This is a genomic window from Streptomyces aureus, from assembly GCF_000725495.1.
Taxonomy (GTDB): Bacteria; Actinomycetota; Actinomycetes; order Streptomycetales; family Streptomycetaceae; genus Streptomyces; species Streptomyces aureus_B.
In genome coordinates this window covers 50787-70524 of the sequence record NZ_JNZD01000018.1, presented here as the reverse complement: position 1 = coordinate 70524, position 19738 = coordinate 50787, and the positions used below count along the sequence as shown (strand labels likewise).

Annotated in this window: 14 protein-coding genes and 1 tRNA gene; 5 read left to right on the top strand and 10 right to left on the bottom strand. The window is 73.3% G+C overall.

Going from position 1 to position 19738, the window contains the following annotated elements:
- Positions 1-214 precede the first annotated feature (214 nt).
- From IO36_RS22275 to IO36_RS22265, 3 genes are all read right to left on the bottom strand, one after another.
- Positions 215-946 (bottom strand): nucleotidyltransferase family protein, encoded by a 732-nt coding sequence (locus tag IO36_RS22275; RefSeq protein ID WP_037622475.1) that lies wholly within the window; start codon positions 944-946, stop codon positions 215-217.
- Between the two features lie 224 nt (positions 947-1170).
- Entirely contained in the window at positions 1171-1620 is a 450-nt protein-coding gene (locus IO36_RS22270) for a hypothetical protein (RefSeq protein ID WP_037622324.1), read from the bottom strand.
- Between the two features lie 266 nt (positions 1621-1886).
- A complete protein-coding gene (locus tag IO36_RS22265; RefSeq protein ID WP_037622323.1) occupies positions 1887-3023 on the bottom strand; it encodes an ABC transporter ATP-binding protein in 1137 nt (378 codons plus the stop codon).
- Between the two features lie 240 nt (positions 3024-3263).
- On the opposite strand from IO36_RS22265, the gene IO36_RS22260 reads away from it, so the two are divergent.
- Both IO36_RS22260 and IO36_RS22255 read left to right on the top strand, forming a co-directional pair.
- Positions 3264-3337 (top strand) — tRNA-Thr (locus tag IO36_RS22260).
- A 322-nt stretch (positions 3338-3659) separates the two neighbouring features.
- Positions 3660-4121: a BP74-related protein gene (locus IO36_RS22255; RefSeq protein ID WP_037622322.1), complete on the top strand. Its 462-nt coding sequence runs from the start codon at positions 3660-3662 to the stop codon at positions 4119-4121.
- Between the two features lie 102 nt (positions 4122-4223).
- Here the strand turns inward: IO36_RS22255 and IO36_RS48275 are convergent, their stop codons facing one another.
- A complete protein-coding gene (locus IO36_RS48275; protein ID WP_051900814.1) occupies positions 4224-5888 on the bottom strand; it encodes a hypothetical protein in 1665 nt (554 codons plus the stop codon).
- A gap of 206 nt (positions 5889-6094) precedes the next feature.
- Between IO36_RS48275 and IO36_RS43225 the strand changes: the two genes are divergently transcribed.
- Complete coding sequence (locus IO36_RS43225; RefSeq protein WP_245173412.1) at positions 6095-9550, top strand: AfsR/SARP family transcriptional regulator; 3456 nt, start codon at positions 6095-6097, stop codon at positions 9548-9550.
- A gap of 78 nt (positions 9551-9628) precedes the next feature.
- On the opposite strand, the gene IO36_RS22240 is transcribed toward IO36_RS43225, so the two are convergent.
- The gene (locus tag IO36_RS22240) at positions 9629-9823 is read right to left on the bottom strand and encodes a hypothetical protein (RefSeq protein WP_037622321.1); all 195 of its coding nucleotides are present in this window, start codon (positions 9821-9823) and stop codon (positions 9629-9631) included.
- A 192-nt stretch (positions 9824-10015) separates the two neighbouring features.
- Entirely contained in the window at positions 10016-11713 is a 1698-nt protein-coding gene (locus IO36_RS22235) for a hypothetical protein (RefSeq protein ID WP_037622320.1), read from the bottom strand.
- Positions 11714-11991: 278 nt separating this feature from the next.
- On the opposite strand from IO36_RS22235, the gene IO36_RS22230 reads away from it, so the two are divergent.
- Entirely contained in the window at positions 11992-12414 is a 423-nt protein-coding gene (locus tag IO36_RS22230; RefSeq protein ID WP_037622318.1) for a DUF4913 domain-containing protein, read from the top strand.
- Positions 12415-12475: 61 nt separating this feature from the next.
- On the opposite strand, the gene IO36_RS22225 is transcribed toward IO36_RS22230, so the two are convergent.
- Complete coding sequence (locus IO36_RS22225; protein WP_037622317.1) at positions 12476-13510, bottom strand: C40 family peptidase; 1035 nt, start codon at positions 13508-13510, stop codon at positions 12476-12478.
- A gap of 160 nt (positions 13511-13670) precedes the next feature.
- On the opposite strand from IO36_RS22225, the gene IO36_RS22220 reads away from it, so the two are divergent.
- Complete coding sequence (locus IO36_RS22220; RefSeq protein WP_037622468.1) at positions 13671-14063, top strand: hypothetical protein; 393 nt, start codon at positions 13671-13673, stop codon at positions 14061-14063.
- Positions 14064-14596: 533 nt separating this feature from the next.
- Here IO36_RS22220 and IO36_RS22210 read toward each other — a convergent pair.
- The 3 genes from IO36_RS22210 to IO36_RS22200 all read right to left on the bottom strand — a co-directional run bounded on the left by IO36_RS22210 (position 14597) and on the right by IO36_RS22200 (position 19673).
- Positions 14597-16399: a type IV secretory system conjugative DNA transfer family protein gene (locus IO36_RS22210; RefSeq protein ID WP_051900813.1), complete on the bottom strand. Its 1803-nt coding sequence runs from the start codon at positions 16397-16399 to the stop codon at positions 14597-14599.
- Positions 16387-17874 (bottom strand): ATP/GTP-binding protein, encoded by a 1488-nt coding sequence (locus IO36_RS22205; RefSeq protein ID WP_425535545.1) that lies wholly within the window; start codon positions 17872-17874, stop codon positions 16387-16389. The genes IO36_RS22210 and IO36_RS22205 overlap by 13 nt, the downstream gene beginning before the upstream one ends.
- A gap of 305 nt (positions 17875-18179) precedes the next feature.
- Positions 18180-19673 (bottom strand): SCO6880 family protein, encoded by a 1494-nt coding sequence (locus IO36_RS22200; RefSeq protein ID WP_037622314.1) that lies wholly within the window; start codon positions 19671-19673, stop codon positions 18180-18182.
- Positions 19674-19738: the final 65 nt, after the last annotated feature.

Sequence of the window (19738 nt, the reverse complement as noted above, 5' to 3'; positions counted from 1 at the left end):
CGGACACGACGGCAGGGCCCCGCACAGGGTGTGCGGGGCCCTGCCGTCGCGTCCGGGGGCGTGTGGCCTGTGCTCCGTTCCGCGTGACGCTGCGGGCTTCGGCGTGGCTCACGCGTCCGGTCTCCGGGCCGCATGGTGCTGCGGGGGTGCTGCCGGCGGGAGGCGGCTCCCGTAGGCCGTGAGGGTGTTCCCGGCGGCGCTAGGGCAACACGCCCTAGCGGCCCAGGGCGGCGAGTTCCTTCGCCGCCTCCGTGAGGTCCTTGGCCGTGTCGATGGCGCGCCAGTAGGCGCCCTGCGGGATCGGGAAGCCGGACAGCCGGCGCTCGCGGGCCAGGCGCGGGAACGTGGTGCGCTCGTGGTCCCCGCGCTCGGGGAGCATGTCGGTGAACTCGGGCGAGAAGACGTAGACGCCCGCGTTGATCTCGAACGTGGAGGGCGGGGCCTCGATGAAGTCCGTGATGTGACCGAAACCGTCCGTCTTCACGGCGCCCCACGGGATGCGGGGGCGGGCCAGCGCGAGCGTCGCGACGGCGTCGCGCTCGGTGTGGAAGTCCGCCATGTCGCGCAGCGAGAAACGGGTCCAGATGTCACCGTTCGTCGCGTACCAGGGCTGGTCGGGGTGCGGCAGGTGCGCGGCGGCGTACTTGAGGCCGCCGCCGCGGCCGAGCGGCTCCGTCTCGACGACCGTGGTGACGGACAGCGGCAGGTCGGCCGAGTCCAGCCACTTCTGCAGGACGTCGGCGAGGTGACCGCAGGAGACGACGACGTCGGTGACGCCCTCCTCGGCGAGCCAGGTGAGCTGGTGGCCGATGATCGGTGTCCCGGTGCCGGGGATCTCGACCATCGGCTTGGGCCGGTCGTCGGTGTAGGGACGCAGCCGGGAGCCCTGGCCGCCGGCCAGGACGACGGCTTGAACGGGGCGCGACGCGGCGTTCGGATCGGTCATGCTGGAACTGTACGTGGCGCCCGGCACGGCGCTTCCCGTGGCAACCGTTCCTTAATGAGCTGTTACCGGCCGGCCCGGGAAGGCCTGTGCCCCTGGCTGTACCTCTGCCTGCGCCCCTCGGAGGACGAGGTGCGCTTCGAGGGGAATCGGCCCGTGCGCGGGCCCGGACACGGGCGGGGGTCAGGGCCCTGGGGGCCGGGGTCCGGGCGTGGCGCTCGGTGACCTCAGAAATGGGTCGTCGCGACCCCCGAGGCGAACGACGTGTCGCAGACCGGCCGGGCGAAGGACTGGGCGCGGGTCGGACCGTACGCGCGGACCGCGGCGCGGCCCAGGGCACGGGCGATGGAGACGCAGTGCTTCGCGAGCGACGGACGGCCGTTCACCGCCTGCTGGAGGTGGGTGAGGGCCACGCCCGGGTTCTTCTCCTGGAGTTCCAGGAGCAGCTTGTCGCGCAGGACGTCCTGCGGGGCCCGGGAGACGGCCCGCGTGGAGACCTCCTCGGAGGACGCGGTGAGCACCGAGCCCGAGGGGTTCCCCGACCAGTCGACCTGGGTGACCGCGAGGGTCCCGGAGAGCACCAGGACGACAGGCAGAACGAGGGCGAGGGTGCGGCCGATCTGGCGGGCGGGGCCACGGCCACGCCGGGTCCGCTGGTTAGTGGTGGAGTGCTTCACGCGAGTGAGGGTAGCGCGGGGTGATGATTTGGCGACATTTAGTCACCGGTTCGGGGGACGGGAAAGCTGGTTTTTCTGGGTAGCGAGTTGACGGACGGGCTCGTGCGGGGGCCGCGAGAGGTGGATGCCGCGATCGATTTGCCCGGTCTGACGGGATATTTGTCGACAACGAAGAGGGCCCCGCGGTCGACCGCGGGGCCCTCTTCGTCAACGTGGGTGAATTAGACCCTTATGGGGTGCGCGCGGGCACCCGGCTGACGCGGACGTCAGTCGGACAGGCGCTCGCCCGTCGAGGTGGAGAACACGTGGATCTCGCCCGGACGCGGGACGACGTGCAGCGTGGCGCCCTTGTCCGGGACGGCACGGCCGCTGACGCGGACGACGAGGTCCTTGTGGTCGTCGCCGACCTTGGCGGAGCCGTAGACGTAGCCGTCGGCGCCGAGCTCCTCGACGACGTTCACGGAGACGGCCAGACCGGCCGGGGCGTCCTCGGTGTCCTTCGAGAGCGACTTGGCGGCCTCGCCGTTGTGCTCGACGACGTCGAAGTGCTCGGGGCGGACGCCGACGGTGACCGTGCGGTCGCCCTTGTCGGCGGCGGCCTGGAGGGCCTCGCGGCTGACCGGGACGACGCTGTTGCCGAACTTCACGCCGCCGTCGGTGATCGGGACCTCGACCAGGTTCATGGCCGGGGAGCCGATGAAGCCGGCGACGAAGAGGTTGGCCGGGCGGTCGTACATGTTGCGCGGCGAGTCGACCTGCTGGAGCAGACCGTCCTTGAGCACGGCCACACGGTCGCCCATGGTCATGGCCTCGACCTGGTCGTGGGTGACGTAGACGGTGGTGATGCCGAGGCGGCGCTGGAGCGAGGCGATCTGGGTACGCGTCGAGACACGGAGCTTGGCGTCCAGGTTGGACAGCGGCTCGTCCATGAGGAAGACCTGGGGTTCGCGCACGATGGCGCGGCCCATGGCGACGCGCTGGCGCTGGCCGCCGGAGAGGGCCTTCGGCTTGCGGCCGAGGTACTCGGTGAGGTCGAGGATCTTCGCCGCGTCCTCGACCTTCTGGCGGATCTCGGCCTTGTTGACGCCGGCGATCTTGAGCGCGAAGCCCATGTTGTCGGCGACGGTCATGTGCGGGTAGAGCGCGTAGTTCTGGAACACCATCGCGATGTCCCGGTCCTTGGGCGGCAGGTGCGTGACGTCGCGGTCGCCGATGCGGATGGCGCCGCCATTGACGTCCTCGAGCCCCGCGAGCATGCGGAGCGAGGTGGACTTGCCGCAGCCGGACGGACCGACGAGGACGAGGAACTCGCCGTCGGCGATCTCGATGTCCAGGCCGTCGACGGCGGGCTTGTCGGAACCCGGGTAGATCCGGGTCGCCTTGTCGAACGAGACAGTGGCCATGGTGATGGGCCCCCTTCACCGGCAGGAACGTGCCGGACGATCCGTTGTAAAGGTGGTGATCCACTATGGAAACGCCCATAGTGGTGTAGTCCATACGAGTGAACTGGGACAGGACGCTACCTGGCGTTCATGTGTTCTGTCAGCACCCGGAGCCCGGTGAAGTTCGCGGAAACTCTCGACAGCCCCCCGCGGCGACGTGGGTACACTGCACGGGCACGCACGCCCCCGGGCGCGCGGCAGGCCTCCTTAGCTCAGATGGCCAGAGCAACGCACTTGTAATGCGTAGGTCGTCGGTTCGAATCCGACAGGGGGCTCCCTTGCAAGCCCAGCTCGGACTGTGTCCGAGCTGGGCTTTCGCGTTCAGTGGGGCGCGACGGCGGGAGCGGGCCGCCTTGGGGGCGGTCGCCTCGCGGCCTTGGGTCGCCCGTTCGTGTCGGTCGCCACGCCGGTGCCGCTCGGTCAAGGCGTGGCCGAGGGTGGTGGCGATACTCCGAAGCGGCGGTGGCGGCATGAGGCCATTGGCATATGCGGAAAAGCTCAGCGCGCCCTCGGCTTGATTACTCAAAGTTACTGATTCAATCCGCTTGGTCACTAGTCGTGACGTGCACGACGCCTGTAACCAAGGAGAGAACTCCCATGCGACGCATGCTCATGAAGGCGGTCGGCCTGGCCGCTGTCGGGGTGCTGGCCCTCGCCACGGCGCAGCCCACCCAGGCCGAAACCCTCGGCAGGCAGCCCGGCCACGCCGCCGAGAGCTCCGCGTACTTCGTGATGACCGACGTCACGCACGAGCAGTTCGTCATCAAACTGACCAAGCCCGAGGACATCGAGCACGCCCGGGAACTCGTCACCGGGGAGACCACCGACCGTCCCCACGTGGTCGCGCGGATCGTCAAGCGGACGGCCCCCTACAACCCGCGCTGGAGCTTCCACACCAACCCCGACACCACGCAGTTCTTCGACCAGGCCTTCGAAGTCTGCGACGCGACCATCCCCTACGTCGAGGACAACGTCGACGAGGCCGGCGGCCCCTTCCTGCCGGGCCTGGTCTGGTGCGACTGGAGCTCGCGCCTGATCAGGGAAATCCCCGCCCTGTAGCTGACCGACAAGGGCGGGCGAGGGCCGGGCGTGATCGCGGCCCGGCCCTTCTGCTGTCCGGAATCTTCGGGTGGGTCGGACCTGTCCGGTTCTTCGGGTGGGTCAGACCGTGAATCTGACCGCTTCCAGCCAGCGGTCGTTCTCCAGGGCGCCGCCGAAGACGTATCCCGGGCGGGCGTCCGCGCAGCCCTGGGCGCCCCAGTCGAAGCCGTGGACCTTGGCCGTCTGGCAGACGCGGCCGCTGCCGATGTTGATGGCGAAGCCCGACATCACCGGCGCGCTCTTCTTCGTACTGCCGATGTAGTTGTTCCTGCCGTCGGCGATCACGGCCGTCCACGCGGGTTCCCAGGTGCCGCGGCCGTCGGTCGAGTCGGGGTTGTGGACGAAGGCGTTCGCCGCCGAGCCTCCGCTGCCGGACACCGCGATGTTCAGCGCCTTGATCGGGTTGTTCCGGCCCGAGGTGCCGGCCATCGTGCCGTCGCACACCGGCTTCTGCCAGCCCTGTCCGGAGACGTAGGCGCGGTAGCAGATGTGCCGGCCCGAGGGATCGTTGCGGGCGAGACGGTTCACCGCGGTCGCGGCGGTGTCCTGCGCGGGCTTCGCGGTCACCGTGGCCCGCGGCGGCCTGGCGGTGACGGTCACGGTGACCGTCCCGCCGCCTCCCGGACCCTTCCCGTCACCGGTGCCCCCGGCGCCCTTGGCGTCCTTGGACCCCTTCCCGCCCTTCGGCTTCTTCGAGCCGCCCGTCGGGGAGGCCGAGGAGTCCGGCGACGGCGAGGCGGACGGGGACACGGTGGAGACCGGCCCCGGTCCACCCGTCTCCGGGCCTGGGCTCGTCTCGCGGCTCGACCGGGCGGCCTCCTCGCGGCGGCCGCCGTCGTCCGACCCGCCGGTGCCGAGCATCACCAGCGGGACGACGACCAGGGCGGCCGCGACCAGGGCGACCGGGCCGACGACCAGCGGCCGGTGCAGCAGGCCGGGGCCCTCGTACTCGTCGTCCGACTGGCGGGAACCGGGCCGGCGGACCAGCTGGGGACGGGGCCGGGCGGCGGGGGCCTCGGAGTGCGCCGTGGTGTCGGAGCGGGGGGTGGCCCCGGGACGGGGCGTGGAGTCGTCTCCCCAGGCGGTGAGCTCGGGGCCGCGGTTCCCGGCGGGGGGCAGGGCGGCGTCCGCTTCGAGGGCGGGGTCCGGGTGCCGGTCCTCGTCGGCGTCCGGTGCCGGGCCCGAAGGCAGGGGAGGGGGCGGCGGGGTCGTGGCCTCCCGTCGGTGCTGCCGCTCCCGTGTGTACGCCTCCATGTCGAAGTCGCCGTCGCCGTCGCCGTCGCCGTCGCCGTCGCCGTCGCCGTCGCCGTCGCCGTCGCCGTCGATGTCGACGGCGACATCGAGCTCGGCGTCGTCGTCCTCGGGCTCGTCGGCGGTGGCGGTCGCTTCGGGGGGCGTTGACGGGGCCGGTTCCGTCGGTGGGTGTTCGCTCTGGTCCACGAGGGTGCTCGAACCGTCCGGGGACACCTCGATGCGGGCCACATAGCCCGCGGCGGGGTCCGAGATCGTGGCGGTCACCGCGGTCCCGTGGTCCCGCGCGTGGCCCTGGAGCACGTCGAGGATCGCGGCGTCGACCGTCACCCCGTCCGCGGACGGTACGGGCTCGCCGTCGATGGCGGCCGAGCCGTCGCCGGAGATGACCACCGCGAAGCGGAGGGCCGGTTCGGCGGGCGCTCCGGGGTCGTCCTCCCCGGCCGGTCCGGGTGTCTGCTCGGCTCCGCTCATGGCGCTTCCTTCCTGACGCTCCCGGCCCCGTGACGTCGGCCGGGCCCGTCGCCTCGGGTCCTCGTAGCGCAACGGGCCCCGCCGCGGAACGGTTCAATCCCCGGCCCGCCCGAGCCGTGTCCGAGCCGTATCCGGAACGGAGGTGTGGCCCCTTCCACACTCCCAACAGCCCTGAGCGCAAAGGGGTGTTCAGTAGAGTGCGGAGAGTGAACGGCTACGAGGAATCCGTGCGTTTCGCCGTCCTGGGACCGGTCCGGGCATGGCGTGGGGAACGGGAGGTGGACGTCGGTTCCCCGCAGCAGCGGGCGGTGCTGGCGGCGCTGCTCCTCCGGCGGGGGCGCCCCGTCATGCTCGGCGAACTCCTCGACGCGGTCTGGGGCGAGGAGCAGCCCGCGGCGGCCGTGTCGGTCGTACGGACCTACGCGTCACGGCTGCGCAAGGCCCTGGAACCGGAACGCGACACCGCCGACGCCCCTCGGGTGATCGTGTCGGTCGGGGACGGGTACGTGCTGCGGATTCCCGAAGGCACCCTGGATCTCGGGGTGTTCGAGCGGCGGGTCGCCGAGGCCGGGAAACTGCGCGCCGCCGGTGATCCGTCCGCGGCTGCGGAACTGCTGCGTGTCGCGCTCGCGGGCTGGCAGGGATCGGCCCTGGCCGGCGTGCCCGGACCGCTCGCCGCGTCCGAGGGCGCCCGGCTGGACGAGCAGCGGCTGGCCGCGACGGAGCTGCGGCTGGAGGTCGAGGTCGAACTCGGCCGCCACGGTGAGGTGATCGGCGAACTGGTCTCGCTCACCGGGAGGCATCCGCTGCGGGAGGGGCTGTGCCGGCTGCTCATGCTGGCGCTGTACCGGTCCGGGCGGCAGGCCGAGGCGCTGGCCGCCTACCGCGGGACGCGCGCCACGCTGGTGGCCGAGCTTGGCGTCGAACCCGGTGCGGCGCTGAGGGACCTCAACGACCGCATCCTGGCCGCGGATCCGACCTTGGACGCCCGCCCGTCCCCGGGTGGTGCGCCGCCGTTCCCGGCCGCCGAATCCCGGCCGGACGTCGGACCCTCCGCGCACCGGGACCTGCCCGTGGACGGGGGACCGCCCGTGGACACCGGACCCCCTACAGGCATGGGGCCCTCCGCGGGCACCGGATCGCCCACGGGCGTCGGATCGCCCGCGGACATCGGACCCCCTGCGGGCACGGGGCCCTCCGCCGGCATCGGATCGCGTACGGGCATCGGATCGCGTACGGACATCGGTCCGCCCGTGGACGTCGGACCGCCTGCTGGCACCGGACCCTCGGGCACTGCCGGACCCTCCGGGGACATCGTGCCGCCCCCGCCGGTCCCGTCGGCCGCACCCGGGCCCTCCGAACAGGGGCCGTCCGCACCCGGATCTCCCGCACCCGGTCCTGCCGGGGCCCCCGGGTCTCCCGCGCCGTCCGCGCCACCCGCGCGCCCCGCGGCCCCCGCGCCCGGAGGCGCCCCGGCACCCGGTCCTCCCGGCCCCGCTCCCTCCGAACCCCCCGCCCCGGCCGCCAAGCCCGTCCTGCCCTCCGCCCCGCAAGCGGCCGTTCCGGCTCAGCTTCCCGCCGATCTGCCGACGTTCGCCGGGCGGGAGGCCGAACTCGAGCGCGTACGTGCCCTGTTGCCCGGGACGGGCCACGCACCGGACTCCGTGGTGATCAGTGCGATCGGCGGCATGGCGGGGATCGGCAAGACCACCCTGGCCGTGCACTGGGCCCACGAGATGGCCGGCCGCTTCCCCGACGGACAGCTCTACGTCAATCTGCGCGGCTTCGACCCGACCGGCGTGGTCGTGGCGCCCGAGGACGCCATCCGGACCTTCCTCGACGCGCTCGGCGTCCCCCCGATGCGGATCCCCGCCGGTCTCGACGCGCAGGCGGCGCTCTACCGCAGCATGCTCGCCCGGCGCCGGGTGCTCGTCCTGCTCGACAACGCGCGCGACACCGAGCAGGTCCGTCCGCTGCTGCCCGGCGCCCCGGGCTGCCTGGTCATCGTCACCAGCCGCAACCAGCTCACCGGACTGGTCGCCGCGGAGGGCGCCTACCCGCTGACCCTGGACCAGCTCACACCCGAGGAGGCGCACGACCTGCTGGCCCGCCGGCTCGGCACCGAACGGCCGGCGGCGGAACCGGACGCGGCCGACGAGATCATCACGCGGTGCGCCCGGCTGCCGCTGGCGCTGTCCATCGTCGCCGCCCACGCCGCCGCGCACCCCGGCTTCCCGCTCAGCGCCATCGTCGACGAACTGCGCGAGAGCCACGGCAGCCTCGACGCGTTCACCGGCGGCGAGGACATCACCACGGACGTACGGGCCGTCTTCTCCTGGTCGTACCGGGCGCTGTCGGCCCCGGCCGCCCGCCTCTTCCATCTGCTGGGCCTGCACTCCGGGCCCGACATCTCCGCGCCCGCCGCGGCCGCGCTCGCCGGGCTGCCGGCGCGGGAGACCCGCGGCCTGCTCGTCGAGCTGACCCGGGCCCATCTGCTCACCGAGCACTTCCCGGGCCGCTACACCCTGCACGACCTGCTCCGGGTGTACGCCGCCGAGCGCGTCGAGGCCGACGAGAGCCCCGAGGAGCGGGAGTTGGCGCTGGAACGGCTGCTGTCCTGGTACCTGCACACCGCGGACGCCGCCTATCCGCACATCACCCCACGCCGGCGTCCGATCCCGCTCGATCCGCCGCCCGCGCTGTGCCGGCCGCTCACGTTCACGACGTACGACGAGGCCCTCGGCTGGTGCGAGCGGGAGCGCAGCAATCTGGTCAGCGCGGTGCACACGGCCGCCGCGCACGGGCGGCACGGCATCGCCTGGCGGCTGCCCGCGGTCCTGTGGGGGTTCTTCTACCTCCGCAGCCACATGCACGACTGGCTCGACACCGCCGGTACGGGGCTCGCCGCCGCCCGCGCGGCGGGCGACCGCTGGGGCGAGGCGCAGGGGCTCGCGGACCTGGCGGCGGCCCTGCGCAGTTCGGGCCGGCTCGGCGAGACGATCGACCATCTGCACCGGGCGATGGTCGCCTACCGCGATCTCGGGGACCACGACGGCAGGGGGTCGGCCGTGTCGAACCTGGGTGACGCCTACCTCCAGTCCGGGCAGCTCGCCAAGGCCGTCGAGTACACCCGCCGGGGGCTGGCGATCGAGCGGGTCATCGGCGGCGCCTGGGGCGAGGGGATCGCCCTGAACAACCTCGGTGACGCCTACCAGCGGCAGGGCCGGTTCGAGGATGCCGTCGACTGTCTCGAGCGGGCGCTGGCCGTGCTGCGCGCGAGCGGCAACCGCTGGGTCGAAGGCGTCACCCTCGACATCCTCGGCACCGTCCACCGCCGTCTGGGGCAATACGGCGCCGCCGTCGAGTACCACCTCCAGGCGCTGAAGACCCACCGGGACATCGGCAACCGCTGGGGAGAGGGCCACACCCTGGGCAACCTCGGGGACGTCCATCTGGACGCCGACGAGCCGGACGCCGCGCGGGACAGCTGGCGCGAGGCCCTGTCGATCTTCGCGGAGTTCGACCATCCGGACGCCGAGAAGGTGCGCGCCCGGCTCGGCCGGCTGCCGGACGGCCCGCACGACACCCGTGACGCCCGGGGCGAGGGCACGCCCGGCGCCCGTGCGGCCCCGGGGGACGACGAGCCGGAGCCGGCCGTCTGACATGCGTCTCCTCGGGGTCGTGGGTGCCTCCGGTGCCTGTGGTCCGCTCGTGCGACCGCCTCCCCGCGGTCGGCCCGGTCAGCTCCCGCGCGGTTCGAATCCGGCGGGCAGCCGCAGCAGGGCCGGGGGCAGGGGAGCGTCGGGGAACCAGGGGGAGCCGGCGGCCGGACGCGGCGGATCCGTACGGCCGTAGCACCCGTTCGCGGCCGGCGCGGACCCGCGCCGTTCCAGCAGACCCCCCGGAGCGAACCGCCTCGTACGGGCAGTGGACATGGGTACACCTTCCCGGTCTCTCGGCCGTGCGGTGCCGGCCGGACGCCGGCACGGGTTCGTACAGCACAACGGGCCGCTTGGGTACGGCGGTTCAACGCAACGGCCAGGAGTTGTGACGGATCCGTCCGGGGTGCGAAGCCCCGGGAGCCCGGGGGGCGCGGCCGTGCGCGCTTCCCGCGGCCCCCGGGTCCGTCAGCGCTTGCTGGGGCCGCCGGGCTTCTTCCTGTACTGGTCGCCCCTGACCCACGCCGCCAGGCCGCCGCCCGACTTCGCCTGCTTGGCCTCCTTCTTCGGCTCCTTCGCCTTCTGCTTCCCCGACGACGTCTGCACCGGGACCTCGGACGGCGGGCTGGGATTCCGCGGAGCGTGCTCCAGCGGTGCTCCGAAGTCCGAGGAGGCCGAACCGGTGCTCGGCGTGCGCTCCTGGGTGTTCGTGTACGAGGGGTGGAACGACCCGGCGTCGTGCACGGGCGGCGACGGAGGCTCGAAGAGCGAGGCGCTCTCGACCGGGGACTCCGTACGTGGCATGGAGTACGACGTGTCGACGGCGACCGGCCGGGCCGTGTAGGCGTACTGGGGCGCCGTGGTGTACGTGGCCCCCTGGGGGAAGTAGCTGCCCCCGGCCCCGGGCACCGACGACGTCGGCGAGTAGTCGGCGGCCGAGTGACCGAGACCCAGCGTGGACACCCCCTGGGCCAGCTGGTCGCCGTAGTTCTGCGCGCCCGGCCACTGGGAGGTGCTCGCCCGCCGTACCTGCTCCGCCCGGAAGGCCGTCAGCTTGCTCTCCAGGGAGACCGCTGCCGCCGCCTGTTCGTTCAGCGCGGTCAGGACGGCGGCCTCGGTGGCCGCCCGGCTCGCGCCCTGGAGGGAGGCGTTGGTCGCGGCCCGGGTGAGCTGACGGTTCACGGTCCCGGACAGGTCCTTCGGGCTCTCCGCGGCCGTGGCGCCGCTCGTGGCGGGGTCGGCCAGGACGACAACCGCGTTCGGGTCGTCGAAGACCTCGTGGAAGGTCTTGAGCGAGTGGCTGCTCGACGCGCTGTCCTGCGAACTCGACGAGCTGGTCGAGGACTTGGAGGACTTGGAGGCGTTCCGGGCCTTCTCCCGGTCGCGCCAGCGGTTCTGCTTGGCCGCGAAATTCGGGTCGTCCGGGGAGGGGATCTGGTCGAACGACTTCTGCGAGTGGACGTTGAACGTCGCCCTCGTCTGCAGCGACCACGTGGACGAGTCCTGCGAGTCGCCCCTGATCCCCATGACCTTGACGTGCATGTTGGAGACCTGGCCGGCCTCGATGCGCTTCTTCAGGTGGGGCCACTCGTGCGCGGTCAGGACGCTGTTGTCCACCTTGCCCTCGAGGATCACCGCCTCGACCGGCCCCCGTGCCCCGTCCACGTAGTGGCTGGACATGTGCGTCCACAGCTCGGCCTGCACCGGAGCGTCCGACCAGTTGGTGAACCCGCAGTTCCGTCCGTTGAAGATCCTTCCCGGCGGTGACGACTCCAGGATGAGACCGCCGGCCGCCGCGGCCTGCCGCGCCGGGTAGTACGGCTCCGTCTTGCTCCACAGGTACTTCTTGCTCAGGGTCTCCTGCGCCTTCGCGTCCCGCATCGCCGCGAAGTTCTTCTCCCGCTTGTTCGCCCGCCACCAGGAGGCCGGGACGTGCAGGGCGTTGATCCGGTCGAACTCGGAGATCAGATTGGTCGCCGCGTCCGCGGACCAGCCCGGGTTCGGGGTGTGCCCCTGGTTGAGCCAGGTGCCGTTCAGATAGAGCTGGTCGACGTAGCCGTCGAAGGCCTTCATGAAGGCCTTGTCGTGGTGCAGGCCGTACTTCTTCACCTCCGCCCGCATCTCCGCCTCGTCGGACCGGAACTTCGTCTCGTCGAAAAGCGCCATCGTGAGGTCCTCCTCGCCGGTGGCGAGCGACTGCCGTCCACTCGCGCTGTCGAACCGCCGGCCGGTCGCTCCCGGATCGTCCCGACGGCCGTGACAGCTGCAACGGACGCGGGCTCCGGGCGGTTCAACCCGGCGCCGGCCCCGGCGGAGCGGGGCGCCCGTGAACCGCGTACGGCACGGGTGCGTTGTGGTGCCGGGGCGGGCGGAGTCCCCGGGTCCGCGACCGCCCCGGCAGCACTGTCCGACGCGGCTCCCGCCGCGCATCAGGAAGGAGCGCCATGACGGTCGAGGCGTCCGACGCCGAACAGGCGGACACGGCACCGAAGTTCATCCTCTACCTGGAGGGGCCGGAGTACGGCCGGGCGCTTCGGGGGCTGACCCTGTGGGTGCACCACGTGCTGCTCCCGGTCTACGGCCGGGAGGTCACCTCCATGGCTCCCTGGTGCTCGCGCTGGTGGGAGCACCCGGAGGCGGTCGCCCAGCTGCACGGGCTGTGGCTGGCCTGGGGGGAGCTGAGCGACACCGGCTCCGAGGCCGGGGCGAGCGGCCCGGCGGCCTGGCACCGGGACTTCCTGGGGCCGATCATGCAGAACCTGCGGGACCCGTCCGGGGTGTTCGCCGGATGCAGGCCCGGGGGGCACCGCCCGAAGGAGGTGCCCACCGTGGACGCCGCCGATCCGTTCGGACCGCCTCCCGGGTGAGGTGAGGGGCGGACCGCGCCGGTCCCGCATCACCTCACCCGGGTCCACTCGGGTCCGTGTCTCAGGCGTCCGGGCGGACCACGCCGAGGATCTCCATCGACGCGGCCGGGGAGACGTACACCCAGCGGCCCGGCCGGGGCGCCTGGATGATCTTTCCGTCGCCGATGTAGAGGGCGACGTGGCTGGCGTCGGCGAAGTAGATGATGAGGTCGCCCGGCCGCATCTTCTCGACGGGCACGTGCTTCAGCAGGCGCCACTGCTCCTCCGAGGTGCGGGGGATGGGGTGGCCCGCCGCGAGCCATGCCCCCGAGGTGAGACCCGAGCAGTCGTAGGAGTCGGGGCCCTCGGCGCCCCACACATAGGGCTTGCCGAGCTGGCGGGTGGCGAACGCGATCGCCTTCCGGCCGGCCGGCGTCGCCTCGGTGCCGACCTTGTCGAGGATGCCCGTGCCCACCCAGGTGGCCTGGGCGTCGTCGGCCTCCTTCTTCTCCAGGGCGGCGATCCGTTCGACCTCCTTCTTCTCCAGCCGGGACTCCAGGCTCTTCGCCTCGGCGATGTGCTTCTCGATCGTCCGGCGCTCGGTGTCACGGTCGCGACGGCTCGCCCGCAGCCGCTTCAGCTCGGCCGCGGCCTCCTCCGTACGGGTTCCCAGGTCCTCGCGGGTGGCGCTCAGCGCGGTCAGCACCCCCTGGGTGGCCCGCTGTGCCTGCCGGACCAAGGACGCGTCGTCCAGGGCGCGTTCGGGATTGCCGGAGAGGGCGAACTGCATCTCGGCGGGCAGGCTGTCCCCCCGGTACTGGGCGCGGGCCGCGGCTCCCGCCAGGGAGGTGAGGCGGCCCAGCCGCGTCTCGGCCGCCCCGATCCGGGACCGCAGCGCGTGGACGCGCTTCACCTGCGCGGTCACCTTCTCGTCGGCCGCGTCGTACCGGTTCGTGGCGACCTCCGCGTCGTGGTAGAGCCGTTCGAGTTCGGCGCGCACCTCGGTGAGGGTGCCGGGCTCGGCCCGGGCCGGCTGCGGGGCGGCCGCCGCCAGGGCGAGGGCCAGGGTGACGGTCGCCGCCGTCCGCCGGCCGGGTGCGCGCAGGATCCGTCTCATCGGTGCCGGGTCTCCTTTCGTGGAAGGTGTGAGCTGTGCGGGGCGGTTTCGTCCCCACAACGGGGCGGTGGTGTCCGGCGGTTCAGGGCGTGGGCATGAACCGGTGGGACGCGCCTCCCGTTGTGCGTCCCGGGTGCGGTTCGCGGACGAAGGGATCGGTATGGGCGCGGAGTTGGTGCTGCTGGCGCTGTGCACGGGGTTCGGCCTCGGCTTCCTGACGCTGGCGACCCGGTCGGCGCTGGAGGCCGTACGGCTGTGGGTGCGCGGGCTGCGGGTCATGGGCCGGGTGACGCCCCGCGCCGTCTCGGACCGGCGCCGGGGCGGACTCGTGGCGTTCTCCGACCACCTGGGCCGCGGGCTGGTCCTCGACCCGGGGTGGCGGGGGCCGCTGTGCGGGCTTCCACCGGTCGGCGGCAGCGTGCCCGTGGTCTACGCGCAGAACCGGCCGGCCACGGCCCGGCTGTGGACGCTGCGGTATCTGCTGGCGCCGTCGTTCGGTTGGTTCCTGTCCGCGACCCTGGCGTTCGGCACGGGCGTGATGCTCTCTTCGTGAGCGGGGCCGGAGCACCGGTGTGGCCCCTTCGTGAGCCGAGAGCCGGGCCCGGCGTCGTGGCCCCTTCGTGAGCCGAAGCAGAAGCAGAAGCAGAAGCCGAAGCCGAAGCCGAGGCCGAGGCCGAGGCCGGAGCCGGAGCCGGATTCGGAGCCAGCGCTGGCACCGGAGTCGGGGCCGGAGTTGCCGAAGCCGGAGCCGGTGCCGAAGCGAAGCCCTGAGCCGACACCGAAGCCGGAGCCGGCACCCGGTTGGGGGCGGAGCCGATACGGGGCCAGGGCAGGTAACGAGGCCGGTACCCAGGCCGGGGGCCGGAGTCGGCGCCAGGGCCAGGGGCCGTAAGCGCCCGGGGCGGCCCTCTGGCCCCGCCCGGCGCCCGGTGCGTCCCGCGCCCGCCACCCGGCGCCCCTGATGGGTGTCCCGTCAGGGGTCGCCCCGACGCCCCTGACGGGCTCCCCGCAAGACGCCGCACCGGCGCCCCCGCCAGACGCCGCACCGGCGCCCCCGACAGGCGCCCCGCCAGGCGTCGCTCGGGATCACGCCGGTGCCGTGTCCAGGCCCGGTTCCGGCTTTCCCAGGTCCACGCCGGGCGCCGCCCGGCCCGCCGCCCGGCGGGTGATCGCCGCCGTCTCCGCCTTCGCCGCCGCCGCGATGGCCCCGGCGCCGGGCTCCTTGTACCAGGGGCGCAGCCGGATCAGGGCGGGCCTGACGCCGGTCGCGAGGAGCAGCGCGGTTCCCTTCGGCAGCGCGCGGATCCGGTCCGGCGGCAGGACGGCCTCCTGGCGGTAGGAGTACGACCGTGACGTGCCGTCCTTGCTCCGGGAGACGCTCGGGGTGCGCACGTCGTGCTGGCCGACCAGGGTGGAGATCTTCTGGACGAAGTCGGCGTCGTCCAGGCCCGCTCCGAGGAGTTTGACGGTCGCCGCGCTCCACAGCGCGTCCATGCCGACCTCGCCCCAGACCCGGGCGCCCTGGCGGTAACTCTGGAGCAGGGTCACGACGTTGATGCCGCGGGAGCCGAAGTGCGAGTACAGGTCGGGGAGATCGGCGATGCGGCAGACGTTCGCCGCCTCGTCGAGCACCGCGGTCAGCGGCGGGTCGAGCCGGCCGCCCATGCGCTCGGCGGCCACGACACCGGCCCGCATCGTCGCGTCCGCGAGCCCCGCGATGACCCCGGCCGCCGAGCCGCCGCCGTCCTTGGACAGCAGGTAGAGCGTGTCGTGGCCGAGGACGTGCAGGTCGGGGCGGAACTCGGGCAGGTCGGGATCGGGGGTGACCCAGGCGAGGATCTCCGGGTCGAGGAGGCAGGAGACGGTCTGCCGGGCGGTCTCGTAGATGCCGTCCCGGGTCTCCACCGCGCCCCGCACGGTTCCCTGCAACTGCTCGGCCATCGCGGTGAGCCCGACCTCGCGGAGCAGGTCGACCGGGGTGCGGTCGGCGGGGTCGGCGAGCCAGCGCAGGAGGTCGGTCAGCGGGCTGCGGCTCCGGGCCGCGGCGAGGAACAGCGCGGTGAGGGTGTTCTGGGCGGCCGAGATCCAGAAGTCCTTCTTCGCGCTGTCGTCGTTGACGGAGGCGACGAAGTGCCCGGCCATCCGGCGGGCGCCCTCGATGGTGTGGCACTCGCCGAGGATGTTCCACCACATCGCGCGCGGGGTGTGGGCGATGCCCTGCGGATCGAACGTCCAGACCGCGCCGGCCTTCGCGCGCTCGGCCCGCGTGACGGCGTACACGTCGGCCTTGTTGGAGGTGAGCAGGACGGCGCCCTGGGCGCGCAGCACCCGGGGCACGGCGATCCCGGTCGACTTGCCGGCGCGGGGCGCCATGAGGTCGAGTTCCACGTCTTCGTAACTGCTGCGCAGCTCGGGGCCCTTGGGCTCCAGGTCGCCGAGGAGGTTGCCGGTCTCGTCGGGGTGGACCCGGTCGCGGCCCTCGAGGGCGGGGCGCAGCTCGCGGGCGCGGGCCTCGACGCCCTTGGGGCACAGGCCCGCCAGTTCCCGCCGTCCGGCCAGGCCCTTGGGGCGGGCCGACCGGTCCACGAGGAGCCGGACGACGAGGGCGACGGGCACGGTGACCAGGACGAGCAGACCGAGCATGCCCCCGTAGACGGCGGCGGGCGGTGTGCCGGGCCACAGCGCCCGCGGCCCGCCGTCGACCAGCCGGGTGACCGTGGACAGGGCGAAGGGCGGGGCGGCCCAGCCGTCGCCGGCCAGACCGGCCCCGAGGGTGCCGCCGGACCAGGCGACGGTGAACAGCAGCAGGCCGGTGCCGACGACCGCGACGACGGCCCAGGGCAGCAGATCGTGGGCGTCGCCGCCGCGGGAGGCGCTCACGCGGTCCACCGCCCGGCCGCCGAGTCGGCGCCGAATCCGCCGAGGCCCTCGCGCGCGGCCCGTGCCACCTGTTCGGCGGCGCGGGCGGCGGCCTTCTCGACGGCGTCCTCGTTCGGCGTCCAGCGGGTGTTGGTGTTGTGCAGCCGGCGCTCGGCATCGGTGATGGCGACCTTGATGGGGATGCCGGGGCGGCCGCCGACCTTGATGAGGAAGCGGCCTCGGCCGGGCGGTTCCTCGTTGTCGCCGTCGACGCCCCAGCCGGGCGGCGAGGACCAGGACGACACGAGTTCGATCTCGCGCCGGGACAGGCCGACCACCTTGCCGAGGTCCTCCATCTCCGTCTTCGGCAGCCCGGCGCACACCACCATGCCGGCGCGCTCGACGAAGCCGCGGGCCTTGGCCCGGTCGGCGTCGGTGCCGAGGGCCTCGGCGTCCTTGAGGGTGTGGGTGATCTTCGCGTCGCCGAGGCCGAGCGAGCGGTTCAGCCGGGTCAGCGCGTCGATGCGGTCGACGATGCCGGAGGCGGCGCGCAGCGGTCGCCACAGTTCGTCGAGGACGGTGAAGAACCAGCGCCGGGGCGCGAGTCCGGCGTCCGCGAGGGCGTGCGAGGCGGCGACCGTGCCGAGCCCGTCGGACCAGGCGGCGAGCATCGCGGCGGCGGTCAGCTGGGTGTCGGCCTCGCCGATGCCGGAGATGTCGATGCACACGGCGGGCGCGTTCGGGTCGATACGGGTGGAGGTCTCGGAGGCGAAGGTGTCGCCGAGCGGGCCGTCGAGGATGCCGAGCAGGGACCGGTGCAGCGGGTCGACGGCGTCCCGGTAGCGGGCGTCGTCCCCGCGGTCGAGGGTGACCGAGCGGACCCGGGGCGGGCCCTCGGTCAGTACCCGCAGCACGTCGGGCAGCAGGATCGTCCGTCCCTCGGGGGTCCGTTCGCGCAGATGGTGCAGCACGGCGGACAGGACGGACTGCTCGTGGTCGTCCATGGGCCGGCCGCGGACGATGGTGACGAGGGCGGCGACCATGTTCAGCACCCGGCCGTGGGCCTCGGCCCGCAGCACCTCGCCGGCCTCGCCGCCGATCTTCGCGGCGGCCTCGCCCATGGCACCGGGGTCGAGGACGTTGATGCCGCCCCGGCCGCGGCCGATGGAGATGACCTGGCCGCCGAGCGCGCGGACGGTGTCGGCGTAGTCGGGCTTGAGGTCGCCGAGGACGAGCGGGACGACACCGGTCGCGGCGAGTCCGATCAGCATGCGGTTGACCAGGGTGGACTTGCCGAGGCCCGGCATGCCGAGCATGAACAGGGAGGGGTTGGAGATGTAGCGGGCCCGGGTGAACCAGTTCAGCGGGTCGCCGCAGACGGTGGCGCCGGTGAACAGGTGCTGCCCGAGCGGCACCCCGGTCATGGGCGATCCGGAACCGGCCGCGAAGGGCCACATGCCGCATGCCTGCACGGTGGTGGCCCGCCACATGGTGGGCGGATCCATATAGCCGACGCGCCCGCCGCCGACCCCGTACCAGCCGCGGTGCGGGACGAACAGCTCCTTGGGTTTGGCGGGAGCCTTGGACGCACCCTTCGCCGGGGTCTTCGACGCACCCTTCGCCGGGATCCCCGGCATGTCCTTCGCGGAGGATTTCGCGGCGGACTTCAGGGAGGATCCCGCGGCACCCCTCGACGGCGCCCGCTCCCCGTGCTCCTCCCGCTCCGGGTGGCCCCCGTCCGGGGCCGTGAGCGTCTGCCGCTCCTCGGCCAGCCGGTCGGCCCGCTCGGCCCGCTTCCGCTCGCGCCGGCTCACAGCGCCTCCTGGATTTCGTGCGGGACGAGGGTCTGCTCCCAGGGGAGGATCCCGGCCGGCAGGGTGCAGCTGAACGCCGCCGCCTGCATCCGGTCCGCGGGCCGCATCAGCACGCGGGAGGCCGCCGTCAGATTGCGGACGGTGACGCTCGCGTCGGCGAGCTCCTCCATGCTGTCGACGGTGACCGTCAGCATCAGCGAGAACTCCACGAGCCCCGCGCCCGAGGCCTCCTCGGCGGCGGTCTGCTCGGCAGCGCGTACCTCGGAGGCCGCGCGGGCCTGCACCATGCCCTTGCCGGACGAGGCCATGAACTGGGCGCTGCGCCGGTCCGCCTCGACGATGCGGGCCGAGGTGGCGGGGTCGATGGGCCGGTAGACGAGGGCGACGCGCTTGCGGCGGGTGCCGGGGGCCGCCTCCAGCATGCCCCGGAGCACCGAGGAGCGGATGGTGCCGCGCGGCGCGAGGGTCAGCAGCCAGGTCCGGGAGACGCCGGAGTCGTGCTGGTAGCTGTTGACGGTCTCGACGGCGGCGGCGGGGCCCGCGTCGTCCCACTCCAGGCCCGTACCGCCCTCCTGGGCACGGGCGTTGAGGACGTCGGCGGCCACGGCGGGGTCGTAGGCGACGCGGACGACCTCGGCGATCCGCTCGGCCGACAGCGGGTACGCGGCACCGCCGCCCGCCGCGACGAGCCCGCTGAGCAGGCCCGGGATGCGGATGGCGAGATCCGCGATCACGTCCTCCTTCTTGCGCTTCTGGCCCGGCGGGACGCCGTAGGTCAGGGTGATGTAGGTGTGCATCTCGGAGGACGCGCTCGGGTAGCGCTCGACGACCTCCTCCATGACCGCGCGGGCGGCCGGCGGGGCGTCGGGATGGATGCGGGGCAGCACCTCGTGGGCGAGCCGGGTGCCCGGGTCGGGGGCGGTCTCCACGATGACGGTGGCGCCGCGCAGGCCGGGTTCGTGGGCGAGCCGCGCCAGCCACTCGCCCCACAGCGCGACCCACACGTCGACCTGGTCGGGGTCGATGAGCGAACCGCCGTCCGGGTCGCAGCCGAGGACGATCGTGTACAGGTTGCGGACGGGGTGGTGCAGGACGCCGAACGGACGGTCGTAGGCGTCCCGCCCCTCCGACGCGCTGACCTTGTTGAGCAGCCCCGGCGGGCGGAACCGGCCGCCGGGCCGGGCGGACAGCGGACCGGAGACGTACAGGTGCGCGCCCTTCGCCTTGCGGCGCCACCAGCCGACGCGCAGGGTGATCAACTGGTAGACGTTGCGCCCGTCCTGGGTGCGGACGGCGAGCGGCGCCAGGAGCACCACGGTCGGTACGAGCACGACCAGCGCCGCGTACAGCGAGATCAGCGACGCCAGCAGGGTGACGATCAGCCCGCCGAAGACCCCGAAGGTGCCGACGAGTCCGAGCGGTCCGAGGCCCGGCCGGCGTGGCCTGCGCCAGTTCCCGTAGGTCGGATGGATGACGGCTTCCGTGGACATGGGTCCGGTTTCCCTTCGTGGGACGAGGTGGGGTTGACGGGGTGCGCCGGGGTGGCGAGGGGGAC

Bases quoted from the DNA above. Each gene is read 5' to 3' on its own strand.
- IO36_RS22275 (WP_037622475.1), bottom strand. From the start codon at position 946: ATGACCGATCCGAACGCCGCGTCGCGCCCCGTTCAAGCCGTCGTCCTG.
- IO36_RS22265 (WP_037622323.1), bottom strand. From the start codon at position 3,023: ATGGCCACTGTCTCGTTCGACAAGGCGACCCGGATCTACCCGGGTTCC.
- IO36_RS22255 (WP_037622322.1), top strand. From the start codon at position 3,660: ATGCGACGCATGCTCATGAAGGCGGTCGGCCTGGCCGCTGTCGGGGTG.
- IO36_RS48275 (WP_051900814.1), bottom strand. From the start codon at position 5,888: ATGAGCGGAGCCGAGCAGACACCCGGACCGGCCGGGGAGGACGACCCC.
- IO36_RS22240 (WP_037622321.1), bottom strand. From the start codon at position 9,823: ATGTCCACTGCCCGTACGAGGCGGTTCGCTCCGGGGGGTCTGCTGGAA.
- IO36_RS22235 (WP_037622320.1), bottom strand. From the start codon at position 11,713: ATGGCGCTTTTCGACGAGACGAAGTTCCGGTCCGACGAGGCGGAGATG.
- IO36_RS22230 (WP_037622318.1), top strand. From the start codon at position 11,992: ATGACGGTCGAGGCGTCCGACGCCGAACAGGCGGACACGGCACCGAAG.
- IO36_RS22225 (WP_037622317.1), bottom strand. From the start codon at position 13,510: ATGAGACGGATCCTGCGCGCACCCGGCCGGCGGACGGCGGCGACCGTC.
- IO36_RS22220 (WP_037622468.1), top strand. From the start codon at position 13,671: ATGGGCGCGGAGTTGGTGCTGCTGGCGCTGTGCACGGGGTTCGGCCTC.
- IO36_RS22205 (WP_425535545.1), bottom strand. From the start codon at position 17,874: ATGGATCCGCCCACCATGTGGCGGGCCACCACCGTGCAGGCATGCGGC.
- IO36_RS22200 (WP_037622314.1), bottom strand. From the start codon at position 19,673: ATGTCCACGGAAGCCGTCATCCATCCGACCTACGGGAACTGGCGCAGG.